Source organism: Leifsonia sp. McL0627 (assembly GCF_058244615.1).
This window is the reverse complement of the sequence record NZ_JBZCGM010000006.1, coordinates 717,207-736,709: the sequence shown is the minus strand read 5'-3', so window position 1 is coordinate 736,709 and position 19,503 is coordinate 717,207. Positions and strand designations below refer to the sequence as shown.

The window sequence follows — 19,503 nt, the reverse complement described above, 5'->3', positions numbered from 1 at the left end:
GCACGCCTGCACTCGGCGTGTCGCGTGCATAAGTCCGGACTCGATTATCTGGGGAGGTCAGCCGACGCCGAGGTAGGCCTCCTTGATGGCGGGGTTGGCGAGGAGCTCTCGGCCGGTGCCGGAGTGGGTGATGGTGCCGGTTTCCAGGACGAAGCCGCGGTGGGCTCTGGCGAGGGCCTGGTTGGCGTTCTGCTCGACCAGCAGGATGGTGGTGCCCTGCTTGTTGATCTCCGAGATGATCGAGAAGATCTGCTTGATGAACTGCGGGGCGAGCCCCATCGACGGCTCGTCGAGCAGCAGCAGGCGCGGCGCGCTCATCAGCGCCCTGCCGATGGCGAGCATCTGCTGCTCGCCGCCGGACATGGTGCCTCCGACCTGCGTCTTGCGCTCGGCGAGCCGCGGGAACAAGGAGAAGACGCGCTCGAAGTCGGCGTCCATCCCGCTCTTGTCCTTGCGGCCGAACGCCCCCATGTCGAGGTTCTCCAGCACCGTCATGCCCGGGAAGATCCCCCGACCCTCCGGCGCCTGCGAGATCCCCTTGACCACCCGGATGTGCGCCTTCATCTTGGTGATGTCGTCGCCGTCGAACATGATGCTGCCCTGCGAAGGGTTCAAGATGCCCGAGATCGTCTTCATCGTCGTCGACTTGCCCGCGCCGTTCGCCCCGATGAGGCTGACGATCTCGCCCTCCTCCACGGAGAACGACATGTCGTGGATGGCCTCGATGCGCCCGTAGGAGACGCTCACGTTCTTCAGTTCAAGCAACGTCATCTTCGGGCTCCCCCAGGTAGGCGGCGATCACACGCTGGTCGTTGCGGATCACGGTCGGAACGTCGTCGGCGAGCTTCCTGCCGAACTCGAGCACCACGATCCGGTCGGTGACTCCCATCACCAGCCGCATGTCGTGCTCGATCAGCAGCACCGTGTACCCATCGGCCCTGATCGTGCGGATGAGGTCCATCAGGTCCTCTTTCTCCGCGGGGTTGAAACCGGCGGCCGGCTCGTCCAAGCAGAGCACTTTCGGGTCGGTGGCGAGCGCACGGGCGATCTCCAACCGTCGCTGATAGCCGTACGGCAACTGCCGGGAGGCGGTGCTCGCCAGGTCCGCGATACCCACGAACTCCAGCAGCGCCATCCCGCGCTCGATCGCCGACTTCTCCTCCCGGATGTGCCTGGGTGAGCGCACCAGCGCGCCGGGCACGCTCGTGCGGTGCCGGGCGTCGAGGCCGACAACCACGTTCTCCAGGGCACTCATCTCACCGAACAACCGGATGTTCTGGAACGTCCTGGCGAGGCCCAGCCGAGTGATCTGATGCTGCTTCCGGCCCTTGATCGACACGCCCTCCAGGAGGACATCGCCGCTCGTCGGCTTGTACACGCCGGTCATGGCGTTGAAGCAGGTGGTCTTCCCCGCGCCGTTCGGGCCGATCAGCCCGAGGATCTCGCCGCGCTTGATGTCGAAGCTCACGTCGTCGAGGGCGAGCAGTCCGCCGAACTTGACCGTGAGATTCTTCACCTCGACGAGCTTGTCGCCGACCTCGACCGCGATCTCACGGTCTGGGGCAGCAGCGGCCGCGACGTCGAGGTCGACATCGAGGTCGGCCAGCTCTTCCGGGTTGGCGCCGTCTGGCAGGTCTGCGCCAGGCACGTCGGCGTTGGGCTGATTGGCGTTGGCATCCGTCATGAGGATGCACCTCCCTCCGGAGTCGGCGTCTGCGCGGGCGGCGGCGTCGGGGGGCTCCCCACGCTCGGCGTGCTCCCCGTGCCGGGCGGCGCCGGTTTGCTCACGAGATAGCGGTACGCGTTCCTCCCGTAGGCGAGCAGTCTCTGCTTCGCGGGCACGAGGCCCTTCGCGCGGAAGATCATCAGCACCACGAGCGCGACGCCGAAGATCAGGTATTTGTAGTCGGCGATGGCGGTGAACCGCAGCGGGATGTACGCCACGATCGCGCCACCGAGCAGGGCGCCCACCTTGTTGCCCGTGCCGCCGAGCACCACGGCAGCGAGGAACAGGATCGAGGTCTGCACGTCGAACTTCTGGTTGTTGACGAAGCCGACCTGCCCGGCGAACAGCGCTCCGGAGAGACCGCCGACCGCAGCACCGATCGCGAACGCCCACACCTTGTACTTGAAGGTCGGAACGCCCATGATCTCCGCGGCGTCCTCGTCCTCCCTGATCGCGATCCAGGCACGGCCGACCCTGCTGCGCTCCAGGTTGCCGACCAGCAGCAGGATGATGATGATGATCACCAGCGTCAGCCAGTACCACGGGATGCCGTTCGAGTTGGAGAAGATCGGTATGCCTTTCGCGGTCTCCCCCGGAGGGTGGCCAACGTTCTGGAAGCCGACCTGCCCCTTCAGCGCCGGGATGATCGTGGCCAGAATGCGCACGATCTCACCGAAACCGAGCGTCACGATGGCGAGGTAGTCGCCGCGCAGCCGCAGGGTCGGCACACCGAGGATCACACCGAAGATCATCGCCACCGCCATCGCGACCGGCACCGTCCACAGGTACGGGATCTTGATGAATGGCGAGTCGGGGCTTGTCAGCATGGCCGCCGTGTACGACCCGACCGCGAAGAAGGCGACGTAGCCGAGGTCGAGGAGGCCGGCGTAGCCGACCACCACGTTCAGGCCGACCGCGATCAGCGCGTAGACCGCCATCGCGAAGCAGGCTAGCGGCCAGTCGTTGCCCGGCTCGGTCGTCAGCGGGAAGAAGTTCAGATACGGCAGCGCGAAGGCGAGCGCCACCACGATGAGCATCCAGAGCCACTGGATCTGGCGCGGGAGCCCGTTCCACCTGTCGCGGAAGGCCTGAAACGGCCCTCCCCTGCGGCGTCTGGCCTCCGCGGCGTCCTCCGCCTGTTCGCTGCGCGCGTCCGGCAGCACCTTGGGTCCGTCTGTCGTGCTCATGCTCTGCTCCTCCCCAGTGAGGTACCGAGGATGCCTGTCGGCTTGACCAGGAGCACGAGCACCAGCACCACGAAGGCGATGACGTCGGTCCACTGGGAGTCGCCCAACAGGATCTGTCCGTAGTTTCCGATCAATCCGAGCAGAAGTCCACCCAGGAGGGCACCGCGCACGTTGCCGATGCCGCCGAGCACCGCGGCGGCGAACGCCTTAATGCCGAGGACGAAGCCTCCCGTGTAGATCACGCCGGAGGGCACCAGCATCACGTAGAACAGGGCGGCCGCCCCGGCGAGGATGCCGCCGAGCACGAACGTGATCACGATGATCCGCTCCTTGTTCACGCCCATCAGTGTCGCGGTGTCCGGATCCTGCGCGACGGCGCGGATGCCGCGGCCGGTGCGGGTGCGCCGGATCAGCATGTCGGTGAGGATCATCAGCACGACCGCCGCCACCACGATGATGAGCGACTGGCTGTTGATGATCGTGCCGAACACGTCGAAGACCGGGATCGGCCTGAACATCGTGACGGCCGGCTCCGCGTTGGCGCCGCGGATCACGAAGATCAGCGACTGGATCGCGAAGGACGCACCGATGGCTGTGATCAGGAACGCCAATCGTGGCGCGTTCCGTTTTCGCAGCGGCCGGTAGGCGATGCGTTCGAGCAGAAACGCCGTGACCGCGGACGCGACCATGCCGACGAGCAGCGCGAGTAAGAGGTCTCCGACGATCGCGGCGAACGACAGGTTCGGGATGGACGGGCCGAAGCCCAGCGAGGTGAGAGTGATGACGACGCCGTACGCGCCGACGATGAACACCTCGGAGTGGGCGAAGTTGATCAGGTTCAGCACACCGTAGACGAGCGTGTATCCGACGGCGATCAGGCCGTAGATGGCCCCGAAGGTGAGTCCGTCGAAGGTCGCGCCCCAGAAGTTCTGTATGAGGGAGGGGACATCGAAGTTGATCCAGGAGTTGTCGATGACCGGGTGGAGGACAAGCAGTTCGAGCATTCAGGCATCCAGATCCATCGGGATGGGATCGTCAGTGATCCGATCGGAAGCGGGACAGGTGGAACGGCAGGGATGCGGCGGGCGGCGCGGAGACCGCCCGCCGCACCCCTTCTCGGTGTCGCGCTATCCGATGGTTCCGATCGGGACGATCTTGCCGCCCTCGACCTTGTACCCGTAGACGGTCGGCGCCTGGAGCTCACCCGTGGAGTCCCACTTGTAGTGCTTGCTCAGGCCGTCCTTGTCGTAGGCCTTCACGAAGGCCTTCAGGTCGGCACGGGTCGTCTTGCCCTGGTCGATACCTGAGAGGAGAACGGTCGTGGCGTCGTAACCCTCGATGGAGTACGTGCCGGGTTCAGAGCCCGACAGTGTCTTGTACGCCTTCTCGAAGTCCGGGATCAGCTCGCCGGGGATGCAGGGGCAGGTGAAGTACGCATTGCTCGACGCATCGCCGGCCAGCTTGATGAACTGGTCGTCCTTCACACCGTCAGGCCCGACGAACGTTCCGGTGAAGCCCTTCGCGACCAGCTGCTGGTCGAAAGGGGCGCCCTCGGCGTAGTAGCCCGAGTAGTAGACAGCGTCCGGCTTCGCGTTGATGATCTTGGAGACCACCGCAGAGAAGTCCTTCTGGCCGGTGGTCACCTTGTCGGTGCCGACGAGTGCGTCGCCGAGTGCCTTCGAGGTGGTCGTGGCGAGGCCGATTCCGTAGTCGGAGTCGTCCTGGACCAGGTAGACCTTCTTGGCTTCGAGCTTCCCGGTGAGGAACTTCGCCGCCGCAGGACCCTGCACGGCGTCATTGCCGAGGCCGCGGAAGAACGTCGTCCAGCCGTTCTTCGTCAGGTCGGGGTTGGTCGCCGACGGGGTGATGTGCACCAGACCCTGCTGCTCGAAGATGTTGCCGGTCGCCTTCGACTCGCCCGAGAACGGGAGGCCCACGACGCCGACGATGTCGGCTTCGTTGACTGCCTGGGTCACCGGGCCGGTCGCCTTGTTCGGGTCGCCTTCCGTGTCGAACTTCTTGAAACCGACCTGGCATCCCTTGTTGGCCTCGTTGTGCTGGTTGATGGCCAGCTGGATGCCGTTGTAGATGTTGATACCGAGCTGAGCGTTCGCGCCCGTCTCGGCGCCGACGTAGCCGATGGTCAGGCCTGCCGGGCAGGTCGCTTTCCCGTCTCCCGCGGGGAGGACCGCGTCCTTCGGCGTGTCCACCGAGGTGATCGCCGGGATGTTGATCTTCGAGTTCGTATTCGTCGAATCCCCGGTGGACCCCTGATTGGCGCATCCCGCGAGGAACAGCGCGGCTGACGCTGCAACAGCCGCACCGATGATGACTTTCTTTCGTAGCATCTCTTGCCTCTCGACGTGAAATTCGTAACGAAGCGGCGTGGTTGCCACTTCGCACCACGAATATGTGTGTCGAGAGTACATGCATTGCAACTAATCGCAACGCACTTTTTGACGCAGATTTACACGATTGAAACCAAACCGGCGCACCCTGGTCACATCATCGGTCTCGGGCTAGGCTCGAAAACGATGTCGGCGAGGAGGCCACGGATGCGGGACGACGGGCACATCTCGATCGTGGAGATCCCGTTGCCGGACCGTCTCGGCACTCCGGAGTCCGCCGCGTTCGAGGAACTCGTCTCCGTGATGAACGGCATCGCCTACGAACTCTGGGGCAACGACGACTTCGTCTACACAGCGGAGGCGGAGCTCGCGTCGTTCCGTGCGCAGGAGTTCCACGAGAAGCTCCTGTTCGCCGCCGTGCTCGACGGCGCCGTTGTAGGGCGGGTGGTCGCCGACTTCCCGCTGGAGGAGGACGCGGTGACGGCGACCCTGCTGGTGGATGTGGCGCCCGCGGTCCGCGGCCGCGGCATCGGTTCGGCGCTGCTGGCAAAGGGCGAGGAGCTGGCGGCGGACGGCGGCCGGACGTCGGTGTCGGCGTACACCGAGCATCCGGTGGCGACATTGGGCGGTGGCGGTGCTGGCGCGGTCGTCGGTGCAGTCGTCCGTGCCGCTGCCGGGCCGACCGGCTTGCCGGCCGACTCCCCCGACGTGCGCTTCGCGCTCGCCAACGGCTACCGCCTCGGCCAGATCGAGCGGTCCAGCGAACTCGCCGTCCCACTGGCCGCCGACCGAGCGGACGCCCTCCGAGTGGATGCGGTCGCCCACTCCCCCGACTACCGCACCATCGGCTGGTGGCAGCACACGCCCGCGGAGTTCGCAGACGCGTTCGCCGCCCTCAAAGAACGGATGACCGTCGACGTCCCCCAGGCCGGCATCGCCCTCGACGACGAGGCCTGGACGGCGGAGCGCGTTCGGCAGCACGAGGACGAGCTCATCGCGCGCGGCGAGCCGCTCCTGGTGACGGTCGCCCAGCACATCCCGAGCGGCGAGCTGGCGGCGTACACGGAGATCGCGGTCCCGGACGACGGCGACAAGGCGGAGCAGTACGACACCCTGGTGGTCGCCACCCACCGCGGGCGGAGGCTCGGCACGCTGGTCAAACTGGAGAACCTGCGCAGGCTCGCGGCGCTGGCGCCGCGCATCCACCGGCTGCTGACCTGGAACGCCGACGAGAACGCACCGATGCTCGCGGTGAACGACGCCTTCGGGTTCCGCCCGCACTCACTGACCGGGAACTGGCAGAAGAAGCTGGGGTAGGGCGGATTCTGACACTGGGCTCAATGTACGTCGACTCGTACGTCGATTGAAGCAGTCGGCTCGGCCGTCAGCGCAGCTTCTGGCACCGCGGGCAGAAGTGGGACGACCGGTTCATGAACTGCTCGCGCACGATCGGCGTGCCGCAGCGCGGGCACGGTTTGCCTTGCTGCCCGTAGGCGTTGAGGCTGTGCGAGAAGTAGCCCGACGCGCCGTTCACGTTGACGTACTGGGCGTCGAAGCTGGTGCCGCCCTCCGCGAGCGCCTTCTGCAGCACCAGGCGCACCTCGGCCAGCAGGCTCCGGATGCGCGGACGCGTCAGGGACGACGCCGGTTGTGCGTAGTGCAGCTTGGCCGCCCACAGGGCTTCGTCGGCGTAGATGTTGCCGATGCCGCTGATCAGGGTCTGGTCGAGTAACGCCCGCTTGATGCCGGTGTTCTTGCGGGACAGGGCCGCGGAGAACGCGGCGTCGTCGAAAGCCGGATCGAGCGGGTCGCGGGCGATGTGGGCGACCTGCGACGGCACGAGCGGTTCGTCGGTGCCGAGGCCGCCCGGCGCACCGTCGGCGGTCGGCACGAGGGTATCCACGGCCATCGAGCCGAAGATGCGCTGGTCGACGAAGTGCACCCACAACTCGCCGTAGTCCGGCTGCTCGATGTGCAACCGGATGCGCAGCAGCCCGTTCTCCACCGCGCCCGGCTCGCGCAGCAGGATCTGCCCGCTCATGCCCAGGTGGGCGACGATCGCCGACCGCCGTTCGGTGGCGCCGGCCACCGCCGGGGCCAGCGGGATCCAGAGGAACTTCCCTCGCCGCGCAGGCGTCTCCAACGTCCGTCCGGTGAGGAGGGCGTCGAATGCTCCGGACACCGGGTCGTGGCGTTTCAGGCTGCGGGGTTCGAAGACCTCGACGCCGAGGATGGTCGCGCCGGTGACGGCGGGCGCCAGCCCGGCGCGGACGACCTCAACCTCGGGAAGCTCTGGCACGTCGCTGCGTGAGGGTGGTCCAGGCGCTGAGCGCTGCCGCCATCTCCGCCTGCTTCTTGCTCGTGCCGTCCCCCGTCGCAGTGACAAGGGAGCCGACGGCGACCGTGGCGTGGAAGGTCTTGGAGTGGTCCGGCCCGCTGTTGGTGACCGTGTAGACCGGGGCGCCTGCTCCGCGGTGGGCTGCCGCCTCTTGCAAGCTGGTCTTGGGGTCCATCGCCGCGCCGAACCGCTCAGGGTCGTCGAGCAGCGGCTCGACCAGGCGCAGCACGAGCGCCGTCGCTGCTTCGCCGCCGGCGTGCAGATACGCGGCGCCGATGATCGCCTCGACCGTGTCGGCGAGGATGGACGCCTTCTCGCGACCGCCGCTCTGGTTCTCGCCGCGGCCGAGCAGCAGATATTCGCCGAGGCCGATGCTGCGGGCCACCTCCGCCAGCGCGACGGAGCTGACGAGGCTGGCGCGCCTCTTGGCGAGGTCGCCCTCGTCGAGCTGCGGGTTCTCCACGAACAGCTTGACGGTCACCGCCTGCCCGAGGATCGAGTCGCCGAGGAATTCGAGGCGCTCGTTGTTCGGGATGCCGCCGTGCTCGTACGCGTATGAGCGGTGTGTCAGCGCAAGCTCGAGAAGCTCGGGGCCGATATCGACTCCGAGCTTCTCGATGAGTTCTGTGCGCGCGACCGACTGGTCGGTCATCGCACGACTCCGTTCGTCACGTGGACGATCAGACGTCGGCGACCTTGCGGCCCTTGTACTCCATGAACAGGGCGGTGCCTGCGGAGTCCTCGACGACCTTGGCGCGGTGCGGCAGGCTGTACGTGACCTTGCCGCCCTCGACGGTCTTGACGAGCGTGGGGACCTCGGCCTTCCACTGCGAACGACGGGCGTGCGTGTTGGCGCGTGACTTCTTCCGCTTCGGAACAGCCATGGTTATCTCTCTTCTCTGTTACTGCTGCTGGTGGATTCAGTGGTGTCGGAAGCCTGGAAGGCCGCGAGCGCTGACCATCGAGGATCGACGATCGTGGTGGCTTCGCGGTCCGGCACATCCGCCAGCCGCTGTCCTGACTCGGGGTCGAGTCCTGGGCAGTCTGGCCGGCACACCGGCTGAAACGGCAGTGACAGCACTACCGCGTCCCTGATCAGAGGTTCAAGATCCACGTGGTCGTCGTGAACCTCAAAATCAAAAGCTTCGTCAGAAGAATACGCGAAAAGTTCCTGGATATCGACTTTGACAGGCTGAGCGATGTCGATGAGGCATCGTCCGCAGACCCCGACGGCGGTGAAATCGGCTTCCGCCGTCACCAGAATGCCCTCGTGCATCGACTCGAGCCGGAGGTCGAGGTCGATGGTCGCGCCGGCCGGGATGCTCACCAGCCCTTCGCCCAGCTTCTCGCCGACCGGCAACTGGATGCGCTGCTCGCGCATCTCGCCGGGGCGGTGGATGATGTCGTACACATTGACGGTGTACGGCGTGGTTCTGAACTTGGTCACGAGCGACTATTTTACGCGGGTCTTCCCTGGTTCGGGGCCGCAGACCACCCGGCTGGGATGAGAGACACAGGAATGAGCGCCGCTTTCAGCCGCAGCGCGGCTCCCGCTTGCGCCTCGAGAGCCGTCAGAACCCGTTCGAGATCGTCGCCGAGACCGACGGCTGTCGCTCTGGTCGGCGGCCCGTACGCATCCCGTTCCCTGATGGAGAGCAGGCGTGCGACGGCGTCCTCGCCGGGGGTTCCTGCCACCGCGGCGGCGATCCGCCCGGCGAACACCCTGGGCGTCTCCGTTGCCGGAACGCTCCAGCCGAGATCCCGTGCCGTGTCGCGCAGCTCGTCCCAGGCGACGGAGGCACCACCCCACTCCTCGCTCAGCCGTCTGAGCCTGTTCCTCCGTCTCACCCTGCGGAGCACGGCGGGGGTGAGCAGGATCGCCACGATGAGGAGAGCGACGCCGACGCCCGAGATGACCGGCTGCAGCGTGGAGGGGGCTGTCGCGCCGGTCGGGCCGCCCAGGTTGGCCGGATCGGTCGGGACGAGCGCCTTCGCTCCGGAGGTCGCGGTCGACGTCGAGCCGGGGGCCGTCGTGGTCGGGGCGCTGTTCGGACGGGTGTAGCTCGGGATGGTCCCCCGGCCGACCGTCGGCTCGAACGCCACCCAGCCGACACCGGCGAAGTACAGCTCCGGCCAGGCGTGCAGGTCGTCGCTCGTCACCGTGTACAGTCCGGGGTTGTTCGCCGCTCCCCCGCTCGTCGCGCCGGGGAGGTAACCCTCCGCGACCCTCGACGGGATGCCGAGCGCGCGGGCCATCAGCGCCATGGCCGACGCGAAGTGCACGCAGTATCCGCTCTTGACCTGCAGGAACTTGGCGATCACGCGCCCGCCGTCTCCGTCGTAGCCCTGCTTGAGCGGGGTCTGCGTCGAGTACGTGAAGCCGTTGTCGCGGAAGTAGTCCTGCAGGGCGACGGCCTTGTCGTACTCGGAGACCGCGCCCTTCGTGGCGGCGACGGCGGTGGAGGCGATGATCGCCGGCAGGTCGGGCGGCAGGAACAGGTCGCGCTCGACGGAGGCCGGCACGAACCCGCCGGCCGACTGCAGCTGGTCGGCTGTCGGCTGCAGGATGAGGCTGGTCGCGGTGTACTTCTGGCCTTGGGTGGTGGTGTTGATCGCGCCGACGGTGAGGTCGTCCGGGTCCCACGACCAGGTTCCGTTCAGGCCGGTGACGCCCTGCACCGGGTACGGCACGGGCAGCCAGCGGCTCTGCATGTTGTCGATCTCGACTTTGGTCGAGATCTTCGTGGTGGCGACGGTGTCTGACAGCCCGAACACCGGGCCGATCGTGTTCCCGCTCGGAAGGCGCTTGGTGTCGCGTTCCCTGTGCTTCCAGACGGAGCCGGTGAACTGGTCGAGCGAGGCGAGCTTGAGGTATTGGCCGGTCGGCGCCGTGGTCGTGTACGTGAGCGCACGCACCGCCGCCGGCCTCCGCAGGTCTTTGCCGAGGTCGATCAGCGGGGTCACTGTGCCGCCGATGGAGATGCCGCCTGCGGTGAACGACGTCGCGCCTCCCCTGTCGAACCCCGGAGCCGTCCCGCCCAGGATGAGGGCGACCACCACGGCGGCGGCCGAGATCGAGAGCGCGGCCGTCGGTCTCGGCGTCCCGGGCCTCCTGGTGCGCACGTCGCAGCGCAGCAGCCAGAGGAACGCGGCGGCTGACGCGGCGAGCGCGAACGGGTCGAGTCCGTCTCCGAGCAGGGCTCCTGGGACGACGAGCACGATCCCGACGCCGATGGCGGTGAACGCCGGAGCGCGGAAGGCGATGGCGAGGGTGTCGAGGATGATGGCGAGGATGCAGCCGCCGCCGACCACCAGGAACATGAACTCGGGGAGGCTGTCGGCCGGGGTGCCCTGCTGGTAGATCGAGAGCATGGCCTGGTTGATGTACTCGCCCCACACCGCGAACGTGCGCGGGGTCGGGATGAGGCCGAGCAGTCCTGTGCCTCTGCCGAACGCGGCCGTCATGAGCATGGCGCCCTCGACGATGAGCAGCACGGGCACGAGGCGCCTGTGGACGCCCAGGTTGCGGAGCGCGGCACCGGTGACCAGCAGCAGGGCCGCGGAGAAGACCAGCGCGAACCACCATCCCGCGCCCTGGATGAGACCGTTCAGTGCGAAGCTGACGGCGACCACCTGGAGGAGCAGGGCGGTCGTCAGGCGCCAGTAGCCGAACCGGCGCATCCGGATGACGGGGACAGCCCCGGCGAACGCCTGCTCGCTAGCCACGGTTCACCTCGGCCCTGCGCCGCCCGAGGGCGCGCTGCCAGCTGTCGGCGGGGTCGTCTCCCCCGGCGAACGGGACGCAGAGCCAGCCTGCGTCCGTGAGGACCTCCTCCACCTCGATCGGCGCGGACTCCCCGATGAAGGCGACGGCCGGGTCGCACATCGAGCGGACGGCGGCGAGCGCTCCCAGCTCGTTCAGCGAGCCGCCGATGAGCACGGCGAACACCGGGACGGCGCGTCCGGAGCGGCGGAGGCCGGCGGCGAGCTCGGCGACCGCGTCGTCGCGGGGCACGTCGCTCGGTTCGAGAGCGGCGAGGTCGGCCAGCAGCAGGCGGTCGGCGCTGCCGACGTCGTAGGTCGGGGTCGCTGCTCCCAGTGTTCCCGTCCTGCCTGCCCCGCTGCGCCCGGAGAGCTGCCTCGGCCCGGTCTCGACCACGCTGACGACGAAGCCCTCGTCGAGCAGGTGGACGCCGATCGACGCGACCAGCTCCACCAGGGTCTCGAACTCCGCATCCGGGGCTTCGAGGGCGCGGGTGTCGGCGATGAGCCACGCCTCCGGGTTGCTGCGCCGCTCCTCCTGGCGCACCATGAGCTTGTCGTGCCTGGCCGTCGCCCGCCAGTGCACGCGGCGCAGGGGGTCGCCCGGCCGGTACTCGCGGGCGATCAGCTCGTCGGCGCTCGGGATGCTGTGGCGGAGCAGCTCGTGCTCCGTGCCCTCACTGCGGGCCACGTCGAGGTCGCCGCCCGGCAGCGCTGTCACACGCGGGGTGACGACGAACTGCTTCGGCTGCCCGAGGGCGTACTCGGCGTACGCCAGCCCGAACGGATCGGTGCGGCTGACGATGAGCGGGCCGACCGGATGCGACCCCCGGTGCTTTGCGCGCACATCCTGTCGCAGCACGATGGTGTCGCGGCCGTGGCTGGTGTTCTGCTGGTGCGCCCCGAGCCGGGGGAAGGGCGCCTGGGCCTGGACGCCGACGGCGGGTGGGGCGTACTCCCGCCAGTTCGCGGCGGGGCTCGGCCGGGGCGACTCGTTGCGGGCGGTCGTCACGACGGTCGCCGTCTCCCCGGCCGCGACGATGTCCGGGTGGAAACTGCGCGTCACGGTCAGCCGTGGCCGGTCGATCGTGACGGAGATCATCGCGGCGAGCGGCAGCACCGTCAGGAACAGTCCGACGAACAGCACGTCCGTGCGCCCGAGCGCCACGGAGGCGACGAGCGCGACCACCCCGACGCAGAACAGCGACCAGCCTCGTGCTGTCGGTCGGGGCTTCCTGACCGGCGACGAGGATCGGGCGCGCCCCGGCATGGGTCAGCCGGCCTGTCCGGACCTGGCTCCGCCCGACCTGGCCGCTCCGGGCCTGGCCGCTCCGCTTCCCGCGCCGATCGCGCCGGAGCCGACGGGCACCGGCGTCGCCGCGACGATCCTGCGGACGATGTCGGCGATCACCGGAGCGCTCTCGTGGTGGTGGCCGAGCGCGCGGCTCGTCGGCAGCAGCCGGTGACCGAGCACAGGGACGGCGAGGGTGTCGATGTCGTCCGGCAGGACGAAGTCGCGCCCGTCGAGCGCCGCCATCGCCTTGGCCGCCCGCACCAGCTGCAGGGTGGCCCGTGGACTGCCGCCGAGGCGGAGGTCCCTGTCTTCGCGGGTGGCCCGCACGATGTCGACGGCGTACTGCTTGACCGGGGTGGAGGCGAACACGCTGCGAGCGGTCGTCATCATCGCCCGGAGCTCGTCCGAGGTGACGACAGGGCCGATCCGGGAGAGCGGGCTGGAGGTGTCCCTGGTGGTGAGCATCGCGAGCTCGGAGGCGTCGTCCGGGTATCCCATGGCGATGCGCGCCATGAACCGGTCGCGCTGCGCCTCCGGGAGCGCGTACGTGCCCTCCATCTCGACCGGGTTCTGGGTGGCGACGACGATGAACGGGGCGCCGAGCGGATAGGTCGACCCGTCGACGGTGACCTGCCGCTCCTCCATGCACTCGAGCAGCGCCGACTGGGTCTTCGGGCTCGCCCTGTTGATCTCGTCGCCGATCACGATGTTCGCGAACACCGCGCCCGGCTTGAACTCGAACCGGCGCTCCGCCTGGTTGTAGACCGAGACGCCGGTGACGTCGCTCGGCAGCAGGTCCGGAGTGAACTGGATGCGGCTGACCGTGCAGTCGACCGACTTCGCGAGCGACTTGGCCAGCATCGTCTTGCCGACGCCAGGCACGTCCTCGATCAGCAGGTGCCCTTCGGCGAGGAGCACGGTGAGTGCGGTCTGCACGGCGTCGTGCTTGCCGTCGATGACCGACTCGACATTGGCGGTGATCTGAGCCGCGGCGCGCCTCAGCTCATCGAGGTCCATCCCGGTGGCGTGGTCCGTCTCATCGGGGGCGACCGACGATTCGGTCGGCTGGCGCGTCGCGTAACTGTTCATGTCTCCTGCAAGTACTCGTAGACGGCGGTGGGGACGTATGGACTCACGTCTCCCCCGAGCGCGGAGACCTGGCGCACGAGAGAGCTGGAGACGTGGGCGTTGGCGGGGTTCGGAAGCAGGAAGACCGTCTCGACGGCGGCGAGGTGGCGGTTGACGATCGCCATGGGCGTCTCGTATGCCACATCCACCTGGGAGCGGATGCCCTTCACGAGCACGTGCGCACCCACATCCGTGCAGTAGTCGACCAGGAGGCCGACACTCCAGGAGGCGACGACGATGTTCCCCTCGATCCCGGCATCCTCGATCGATCGCTCGATCAGGGCGACGCGCTGGGCGATGGGCAGGAGGGCGCTCTTGTCCGGGTTGTGCACCACGAGCACGTGGACCTCGTCGAACAGGCCTGCGGCACGTTCGATGACGTCGAGGTGCCCGAGGGTGACCGGGTCGAACGATCCAGGGACAACGGCGATCCTGTTCATAGACCTTCAGACTATCCCGCTGTACCCGGCATTTCGTTGTGAATCCGTTACCGAAATGTGTCCGAAACAGTCCCCCCTTCCGGGGGTCACGACTTGGCGAGAAAGGCCCGTTCGCTCTCGTCCAGGCTCCGGGCGAGGGCGGCAGCCAGCGCGGGATGCGCAGCGAGCCCTCCCTCGTCGTCGATCGTCTCCTGCGCCGCCACCCTGGCCTCGGCGATCAGCTCCCCGTCGGAGACGACGCGCAGCAGGCGCAGCGACGAACGGCCCCCGGACTGACGGCTGCCGAGCACGTCGCCCTCGCGGCGCAGCTCCAGGTCGATGTTCGCCAGCTCGAAGCCGTCGAGCGTCGCGGCGACGGCCTCGACGCGCTCCCTGGCGAGCGTCTCCTGCTCGGCGGAGGTGACGAGGAGGCAGATCCCCGGCACGCCGCCGCGGCCGACACGACCGCGCAGCTGGTGCAGCTGCGAAACGCCGAACCGGTCGGCGTCCAGGATGACCATGGCGGACGCGTTCGGTACGTCGACGCCGACCTCGATCACCGTGGTCGCGACGATCAGGTCGAGGGTGCCGCCCGCGAACGCCCGCATGATCTCGTCTTTGGCTTCGCTGGTCAGTTTGCCGTGCAACATCCCGATGCGCGCCTCGGCGAACAGCGGGTCGGCGCGAACCTGCGCCGTCACCGCCTCGACGGTCGCGACAGGACGGACGGGCGCGCCGTCCTCGTCCTGATCCACCGGCTCGTCGCCCGCCTCGTCCTCCCTGTCTTTGGCGGTGATCGCCGGGCAGACCACGAACACCTGCCTGCCCTTGGCGATCTCCTCCGCCGCCCGCTCCCAGATGCGCCGCTCCCAGCCCGGACGATCCGCCAGGGGCACGACGAAGCTCTCGATGCCCTGGCGGCCCGCCGGAAGCTGCGCGATGGTCGACACGTCGAGGTCGCCGAACACCGTCATCGCCACCGTGCGCGGGATGGGCGTCGCCGTGAGAACGAGCACGTGCGGCGGCGTCCCTCCCTTCGCCCGCAGCGCCTCGCGCTGCTCGACGCCGAACCGGTGCTGCTCGTCCACGACCACCAGTCCGAGGTCGAAGAACGTCACGGCGTCACCGAGGAGGGCGTGCGTCCCGACGACGATGCGGGACTGCCCGGACACCGTGCGCAGCAGCGCCTTCTTGCGCTCCGCCGTCGACAGCTGCCCGGTGAGCAGCGTCGGCATCAGCGTGGCGGCGAGGTCGGGGCCGAGCATCTTCACGATCGAGCGCAGGTGCTGACCGGCGAGCACCTCGGTCGGCGCGAGCAGCGCTGCCTGCCCGCCGGAGTCGGCGACGGCGAGCATCGCCCGGAGCGCCACGAGGGTCTTGCCGGAGCCGACCTCGCCCTGCACCAGCCGGTTCATCGGTGCGGTGTCCGCCAGGTCGCGGGCGATCTCGGCGCCGACCGTGGCCTGGTCGGAGGTCAGCTCGAACGGGAGGGTCGCATCCAGCCGGTCGAGAAAACCGCCCTCCTTCGCCGTGCGCGGCGTCGCGGCGGTCGCCCGGGAGGCCGCACGCTGCTGCAGCAGGGCCGCCTGGAGGACGAACGCCTCGTGGAAGCGCAGCGTGTCGCGCGCCCGCTGCCACTGCGCATCCTTCTCCGGCCGGTGCAGGTACTCGAACGCCGTGCGCAGGCCGAGCAGACCGCGCTCGGCCACGATGCGCTTCGGCACAGGATCCGGGACGTCGGTCAACGCATCCAGTGCCAGTTCGACAGCCTTCTGCACCTGCCAGCTGGCCACCGTTCCCGTGGCGGGATAGATCGGGATGGGCGTCTGCGCCCAGTTCTTCGCCGCCGCACTGCCGGGCACGACCGCGTTCTCCGCATCCGGCTCGAACAGCTCGTAGTCCGGGTGCGCGAGCTGCAACGCACCCCGGTAGTCGGACACCTTGCCGGCGAAGATGCCGCGGACGCCAGGCACGAGCTCCTTGGAACGCCAGGCCTGGTTGAAGAAGGTGAGGGTGAGGATGCCCTCCCCGTCGCTGATCTTCACCTCCAGGATGGAGCCGCGGCGGGCGCGCATCGGCCGCTCCTGCACCCGGATCACCTCGGCGACGATCGTCACGTTCTCGTCCAGCGGCAGGTTCGCGAGCGCGGTGAGCTCTCCGCGCTTGGCGTAGCGGCGGGGATAGTGGCTCAACAGGTCGGCGACCGTGCGCATCCCGAAGGCCTTCTCGAAGGCGGAGGAGGTACGGCCGCCGAGGATCCCGCTCAGCCGGGAGTCGAGACTGATCGCACCGTCGACGGCAGGCGCGGAAACGGAACTCATGGTTCGATCGTATGCGCCGCATCCGTCAGTGCGGCGAGTTCGGCGACGACCGACTCGTTCTCCGGCTGTTCTGTGGCCAGGCTGCGCTGGATCGCCACGGCCTCGGAGACCCGCCCCAGCTCACGCAGACAGCGCGCGACGGTCCACGCGGCGGTGAAGCGCTGCTCGTCCGTCCCGTAGGCGCGCGCGGAGTCGAGCGCCGCCTCGAACTCGGCCAGCGCGGAGACCGGCGTGCCCTCGTCGAACAGCCGCCAGCCCCGGTTGTTGTGCAGAGCGACCGCCCACCGCAGTGTGCGTGGGTCGCTGGTGGAGGCGAGATCGGAGAAGGCCTCCGTCGTCCAGTGCTCCGAACGCTCCGGGTCTGAGATGGCGAGCATGTGGGCGGCGTCGACGGCGAGGAACGTCTCGCCCTGGCGGCGGGCGGCGGCGTGCGCGTCCTCGAACAGGGCGGTGGCCTCCACGGTGCGTCCTGCCGAGTTGCGGAGCCGTCCGCGCTCCAGCGTGACCCGCACGCCGAGGGTGTCGGTCGCGGGGCTGAGCAGGTCGAGCAGCGCGTCCGCTTCGTCGAAACGGCGCAGCAGGCCGAGCGCCCTCGCCCGCTGTGTCTCCAGCTCCGCCCTGACCAGTTCGGGACGGTGCGGCTCGGCTGCGGCCGCGGCGAAGCGCTCCGCAGACGCCACAGGATCGTCGAAGTTCCAGGTGGCGTCGAGTTCGGACTGGTCCAGGCGGGCGTCCATTCCCCCATCTTGGCCGTCAGGGAGGTACGGACGCTAGGGCGGCGCGGACGCTAGGCTCGAAACGCCATGACACGTATCGTTTCCGGCTTCGCCGGCTCGCTCAGCCTGCAGGTGCCGAAGAGCGGAACCCGCCCGACCAGCGACAGGGTCAGGGAGGCGATCTTCTCGGCGCTCGACGCACGCGACGCCGTGCATGGAGCGCGCGTGCTCGACCTGTTCGCCGGCTCGGGTGCGCTCGGTCTCGAAGCGGCGAGCCGCGGCGCGTCGCACGTGACACTGGTGGAGAAGAACGCGGACGCCGCTCAGGTCTGCCGGAGGAACGCGCAGGCCGTGGCGAAAGCCGCCCCTCGCTACGCCATGCCGGTCATCGAGGTGCGCGGGGCCGCCGTGCAGAGCTATCTAGCCGGTGCGGGGTCCACCTACGACCTGGTGTTCATCGACCCTCCATACGAAGTGGACGACGCCGAGTTGCTCGCGGTGCTCACCGCGTTGACACCCCGGCTCGCCCCGCACGCGACGGTGTGCGTCGAGCGCAGCACCAGGACGCCGGAGCCGACGATGCCCGCCGGGCTCGTCATCGAGCGCCGCAAAGACTACGGAGACACGGCGCTGTACTGGGTCGAGCCGGACTGAGAGTCAGCCGGCGTGACTGACCGTCAGCCGGCCGGACTGAGAGTCAGCCGGCGTTGCCGTCCCACCCGTCGTACGGGTCCCAGCCGCCGCGCCCGTCGAACGGACGACCCGCGACGAGGACACCGGCCCCGGTCATGACCGACCCGATCGCGCGGAAACCGCCTGGCAGCGCCGTCCCCGCCGGGAACGTGGCGAACAGCCCGTGGTCCTCCCCGCCGGTGAGAGCCGCCTGCGCGTCATCGCCGAGCGCGGCGGGGTCGAGGTCGATGGCGACGCCGCTGGCCGTCGCGACCCTGCGCGCGTCGAGCGCGAGCCCGTCGCTCAGGTCGAGCATGGCCGTCGCCCCGGCGATCGCGGCGAGTGGACCATCCTGGATGGGCGGCTCCGGGCGCAGCTGAGCGGTCACCGCCTCCGGATGCTCGCGCAGCACCGCCTCGAACCGCGAGCGATCAGGCTCGCCTGCTTCGTCGACCGCGCGCTCGAACAGCAGGCGCAGCCCGGCGCCCGCCCGGCCGAGGTCGCCGGACACGGCGACGACGTCTCCGGCGCGCGCACCGCTGCGCAGCACGGGGGCGCGGCCCTCCAGGTCGCCGAACGCGGTGACGGCGATGGTGAGGGTGTCAGACGCCGACAGGTCTCCCCCGACCACGCCGCATCCGGGGGCGAGAGCCTCGCAGGCGTCGCGGAGCCCGTCGGCGATGCGCTCAAGGTCGGCGACCGGCGTGCTCGCCGGGGCCGCGATGGCGACCACGAGCGCGGTGGGCACCGCTCCCATCGCCGCCACGTCGGAGAGGTTCGTCGCTGCGGCCTTCCAGCCGAGGTCGTACGGCGCCGACCAGGCCAGCCGGAAGTCGGGGCCGTGCACCATCATGTCGGTCGTGACCACGTAGCGTCCGTCCGGCGCCGCCAGCACGGCGGCGTCGTCTCCCGGCCCGACGATGGTGGCGGACGACTCCGGCAGGCGGGGGAAGATCCGCTTCAGAGCCTCGACCTCCGACGCCTCCCCGATGGTCGCTCCTGCGGTCCCGCTCCCAGACATCGTCATGCATCAAACGGTAGCCTGAAACGGATGTCCACCCGTCACCGCGCCCAGCGTCGCACCTCAGCCGTCCTCATGATCGCCGTCGCAGCGGGCATCGCCCTCTCCGGATGCGCGCCCATCGTCTCCCTGCAGCCGGCGGCCGACGCCAACGACCCGGGATGCGCCGAGATCAGCGTGCGCCTGCCGGACACCGTCGCCGGTAAGGACCAGCGCCAGACCGACGCGCAGGCGACCGGCGCGTGGGGCGACCCGACCTCTGTGCTGCTGCGCTGCGGCGTTCCGCCGATCGGCCCGACCACCAAGCCGTGCGTGTCGGTGAACGGCGTCGACTGGGTGCTGATGACCGACCCGACCGCCAAGTCGATCGTCTACCAGACGTTCGGCCGCACCCCGGCGACCGAGGTCGTCATCGACCACGTCTCCGGCGTCTCCGACGCGGCTGTCCTCCCCGAGTTCGCCAGCGCCATCCAGACCATCAAGCAGACGAGCAAGTGTCTCTCCACCCTCGACACCTCGCTCACCCCCACGCCGACGCCGAGCCCCACCCCCTAGCGAAGCTCGATTGCGG

General features: G+C 68.9%; 19 protein-coding genes. 3 read left to right on the top strand and 16 right to left on the bottom strand.

Annotation, left to right across the window (positions count from 1 at the left end; all coding sequences use genetic code 11):
- Window positions 1–57: 57 nt before the first annotated feature.
- From AC37TH_RS19475 to AC37TH_RS19455, 5 genes are all read right to left on the bottom strand, one after another.
- Window positions 58–771 carry an ABC transporter ATP-binding protein gene (locus tag AC37TH_RS19475; RefSeq protein ID WP_490765986.1) on the bottom strand — a complete coding sequence of 238 codons (714 nt, stop codon included), beginning with the start codon at window positions 769–771 and terminating at the stop codon, window positions 58–60.
- Window positions 758–1,684 (bottom strand): ABC transporter ATP-binding protein, encoded by a 927-nt coding sequence (locus tag AC37TH_RS19470; RefSeq protein WP_490765984.1) that lies wholly within the window; start codon window positions 1,682–1,684, stop codon window positions 758–760. Before AC37TH_RS19470 ends, AC37TH_RS19475 begins: the two co-directional genes overlap by 14 nt.
- Window positions 1,681–2,913, bottom strand: a complete 1,233-nt coding sequence (locus tag AC37TH_RS19465; RefSeq protein ID WP_490765983.1) for a branched-chain amino acid ABC transporter permease — start codon at window positions 2,911–2,913, stop codon at window positions 1,681–1,683. The genes AC37TH_RS19470 and AC37TH_RS19465 overlap by 4 nt, the downstream gene beginning before the upstream one ends.
- Window positions 2,910–3,917 carry a branched-chain amino acid ABC transporter permease gene (locus AC37TH_RS19460; protein WP_490765982.1) on the bottom strand — a complete coding sequence of 336 codons (1,008 nt, stop codon included), beginning with the start codon at window positions 3,915–3,917 and terminating at the stop codon, window positions 2,910–2,912. Before AC37TH_RS19460 ends, AC37TH_RS19465 begins: the two co-directional genes overlap by 4 nt.
- Before the next feature lie 123 nt (window positions 3,918–4,040).
- Window positions 4,041–5,261, bottom strand: a complete 1,221-nt coding sequence (locus AC37TH_RS19455; RefSeq protein ID WP_490765981.1) for a branched-chain amino acid ABC transporter substrate-binding protein — start codon at window positions 5,259–5,261, stop codon at window positions 4,041–4,043.
- A 207-nt stretch (window positions 5,262–5,468) separates the two neighbouring features.
- On the opposite strand from AC37TH_RS19455, the gene AC37TH_RS19450 reads away from it, so the two are divergent.
- Window positions 5,469–6,578, top strand: coding sequence for a GNAT family N-acetyltransferase (locus AC37TH_RS19450; protein WP_490765980.1), 1,110 nt, complete (start codon window positions 5,469–5,471; stop codon window positions 6,576–6,578).
- Window positions 6,579–6,645: 67 nt separating this feature from the next.
- On the opposite strand, the gene mutM is transcribed toward AC37TH_RS19450, so the two are convergent.
- From mutM to AC37TH_RS19400, 10 genes are all read right to left on the bottom strand, one after another.
- Window positions 6,646–7,560, bottom strand: a complete 915-nt coding sequence (gene mutM, locus AC37TH_RS19445) for a bifunctional DNA-formamidopyrimidine glycosylase/DNA-(apurinic or apyrimidinic site) lyase (RefSeq protein ID WP_490765979.1) — start codon at window positions 7,558–7,560, stop codon at window positions 6,646–6,648.
- Window positions 7,538–8,251, bottom strand: a complete 714-nt coding sequence (gene rnc, locus AC37TH_RS19440; RefSeq protein WP_490765978.1) for a ribonuclease III — start codon at window positions 8,249–8,251, stop codon at window positions 7,538–7,540. Before rnc ends, mutM begins: the two co-directional genes overlap by 23 nt.
- 28 nt (window positions 8,252–8,279) lie before the next feature.
- Complete coding sequence (gene rpmF / locus AC37TH_RS19435; RefSeq protein WP_055893012.1) at window positions 8,280–8,483, bottom strand: 50S ribosomal protein L32; 204 nt, start codon at window positions 8,481–8,483, stop codon at window positions 8,280–8,282.
- Window positions 8,484–8,485: 2 nt separating this feature from the next.
- Window positions 8,486–9,046 carry a YceD family protein gene (locus tag AC37TH_RS19430; RefSeq protein WP_490765977.1) on the bottom strand — a complete coding sequence of 187 codons (561 nt, stop codon included), beginning with the start codon at window positions 9,044–9,046 and terminating at the stop codon, window positions 8,486–8,488.
- Between the two features lie 11 nt (window positions 9,047–9,057).
- Complete coding sequence (locus AC37TH_RS19425; RefSeq protein WP_490765976.1) at window positions 9,058–11,325, bottom strand: transglutaminase TgpA family protein; 2,268 nt, start codon at window positions 11,323–11,325, stop codon at window positions 9,058–9,060.
- On the bottom strand, window positions 11,318–12,631 hold the full coding sequence (locus tag AC37TH_RS19420) for a DUF58 domain-containing protein (protein WP_490765975.1): 1,314 nt from the start codon (window positions 12,629–12,631) through the stop codon (window positions 11,318–11,320). The genes AC37TH_RS19425 and AC37TH_RS19420 overlap by 8 nt, the downstream gene beginning before the upstream one ends.
- A gap of 3 nt (window positions 12,632–12,634) precedes the next feature.
- Window positions 12,635–13,744, bottom strand: a complete 1,110-nt coding sequence (locus AC37TH_RS19415; RefSeq protein ID WP_490765974.1) for an AAA family ATPase — start codon at window positions 13,742–13,744, stop codon at window positions 12,635–12,637.
- Window positions 13,741–14,223, bottom strand: coding sequence for a pantetheine-phosphate adenylyltransferase (coaD, locus tag AC37TH_RS19410; protein ID WP_490765973.1), 483 nt, complete (start codon window positions 14,221–14,223; stop codon window positions 13,741–13,743). Before coaD ends, AC37TH_RS19415 begins: the two co-directional genes overlap by 4 nt.
- 86 nt (window positions 14,224–14,309) lie before the next feature.
- Window positions 14,310–16,523 carry an ATP-dependent DNA helicase RecG gene (locus AC37TH_RS19405; RefSeq protein WP_490765972.1) on the bottom strand — a complete coding sequence of 738 codons (2,214 nt, stop codon included), beginning with the start codon at window positions 16,521–16,523 and terminating at the stop codon, window positions 14,310–14,312.
- Entirely contained in the window at window positions 16,520–17,260 is a 741-nt protein-coding gene (locus AC37TH_RS19400; RefSeq protein ID WP_490765971.1) for a hypothetical protein, read from the bottom strand. Before AC37TH_RS19400 ends, AC37TH_RS19405 begins: the two co-directional genes overlap by 4 nt.
- Before the next feature lie 66 nt (window positions 17,261–17,326).
- Here AC37TH_RS19400 and rsmD point away from each other — a divergent pair, with 66 nt between their 5' ends.
- Window positions 17,327–17,893 (top strand): 16S rRNA (guanine(966)-N(2))-methyltransferase RsmD, encoded by a 567-nt coding sequence (gene rsmD / locus AC37TH_RS19395; RefSeq protein ID WP_490765970.1) that lies wholly within the window; start codon window positions 17,327–17,329, stop codon window positions 17,891–17,893.
- Window positions 17,894–17,936: 43 nt separating this feature from the next.
- Here rsmD and AC37TH_RS19390 read toward each other — a convergent pair whose 3' ends face one another.
- Entirely contained in the window at window positions 17,937–18,938 is a 1,002-nt protein-coding gene (locus AC37TH_RS19390; protein WP_490765969.1) for a thiamine-phosphate kinase, read from the bottom strand.
- A gap of 24 nt (window positions 18,939–18,962) precedes the next feature.
- On the opposite strand from AC37TH_RS19390, the gene AC37TH_RS19385 reads away from it, so the two are divergent.
- The gene (locus AC37TH_RS19385; protein WP_490765968.1) at window positions 18,963–19,487 is read left to right on the top strand and encodes a DUF3515 family protein; all 525 of its coding nucleotides are present in this window, start codon (window positions 18,963–18,965) and stop codon (window positions 19,485–19,487) included.
- The last annotated feature ends 16 nt before the right edge of the window (window positions 19,488–19,503 follow it).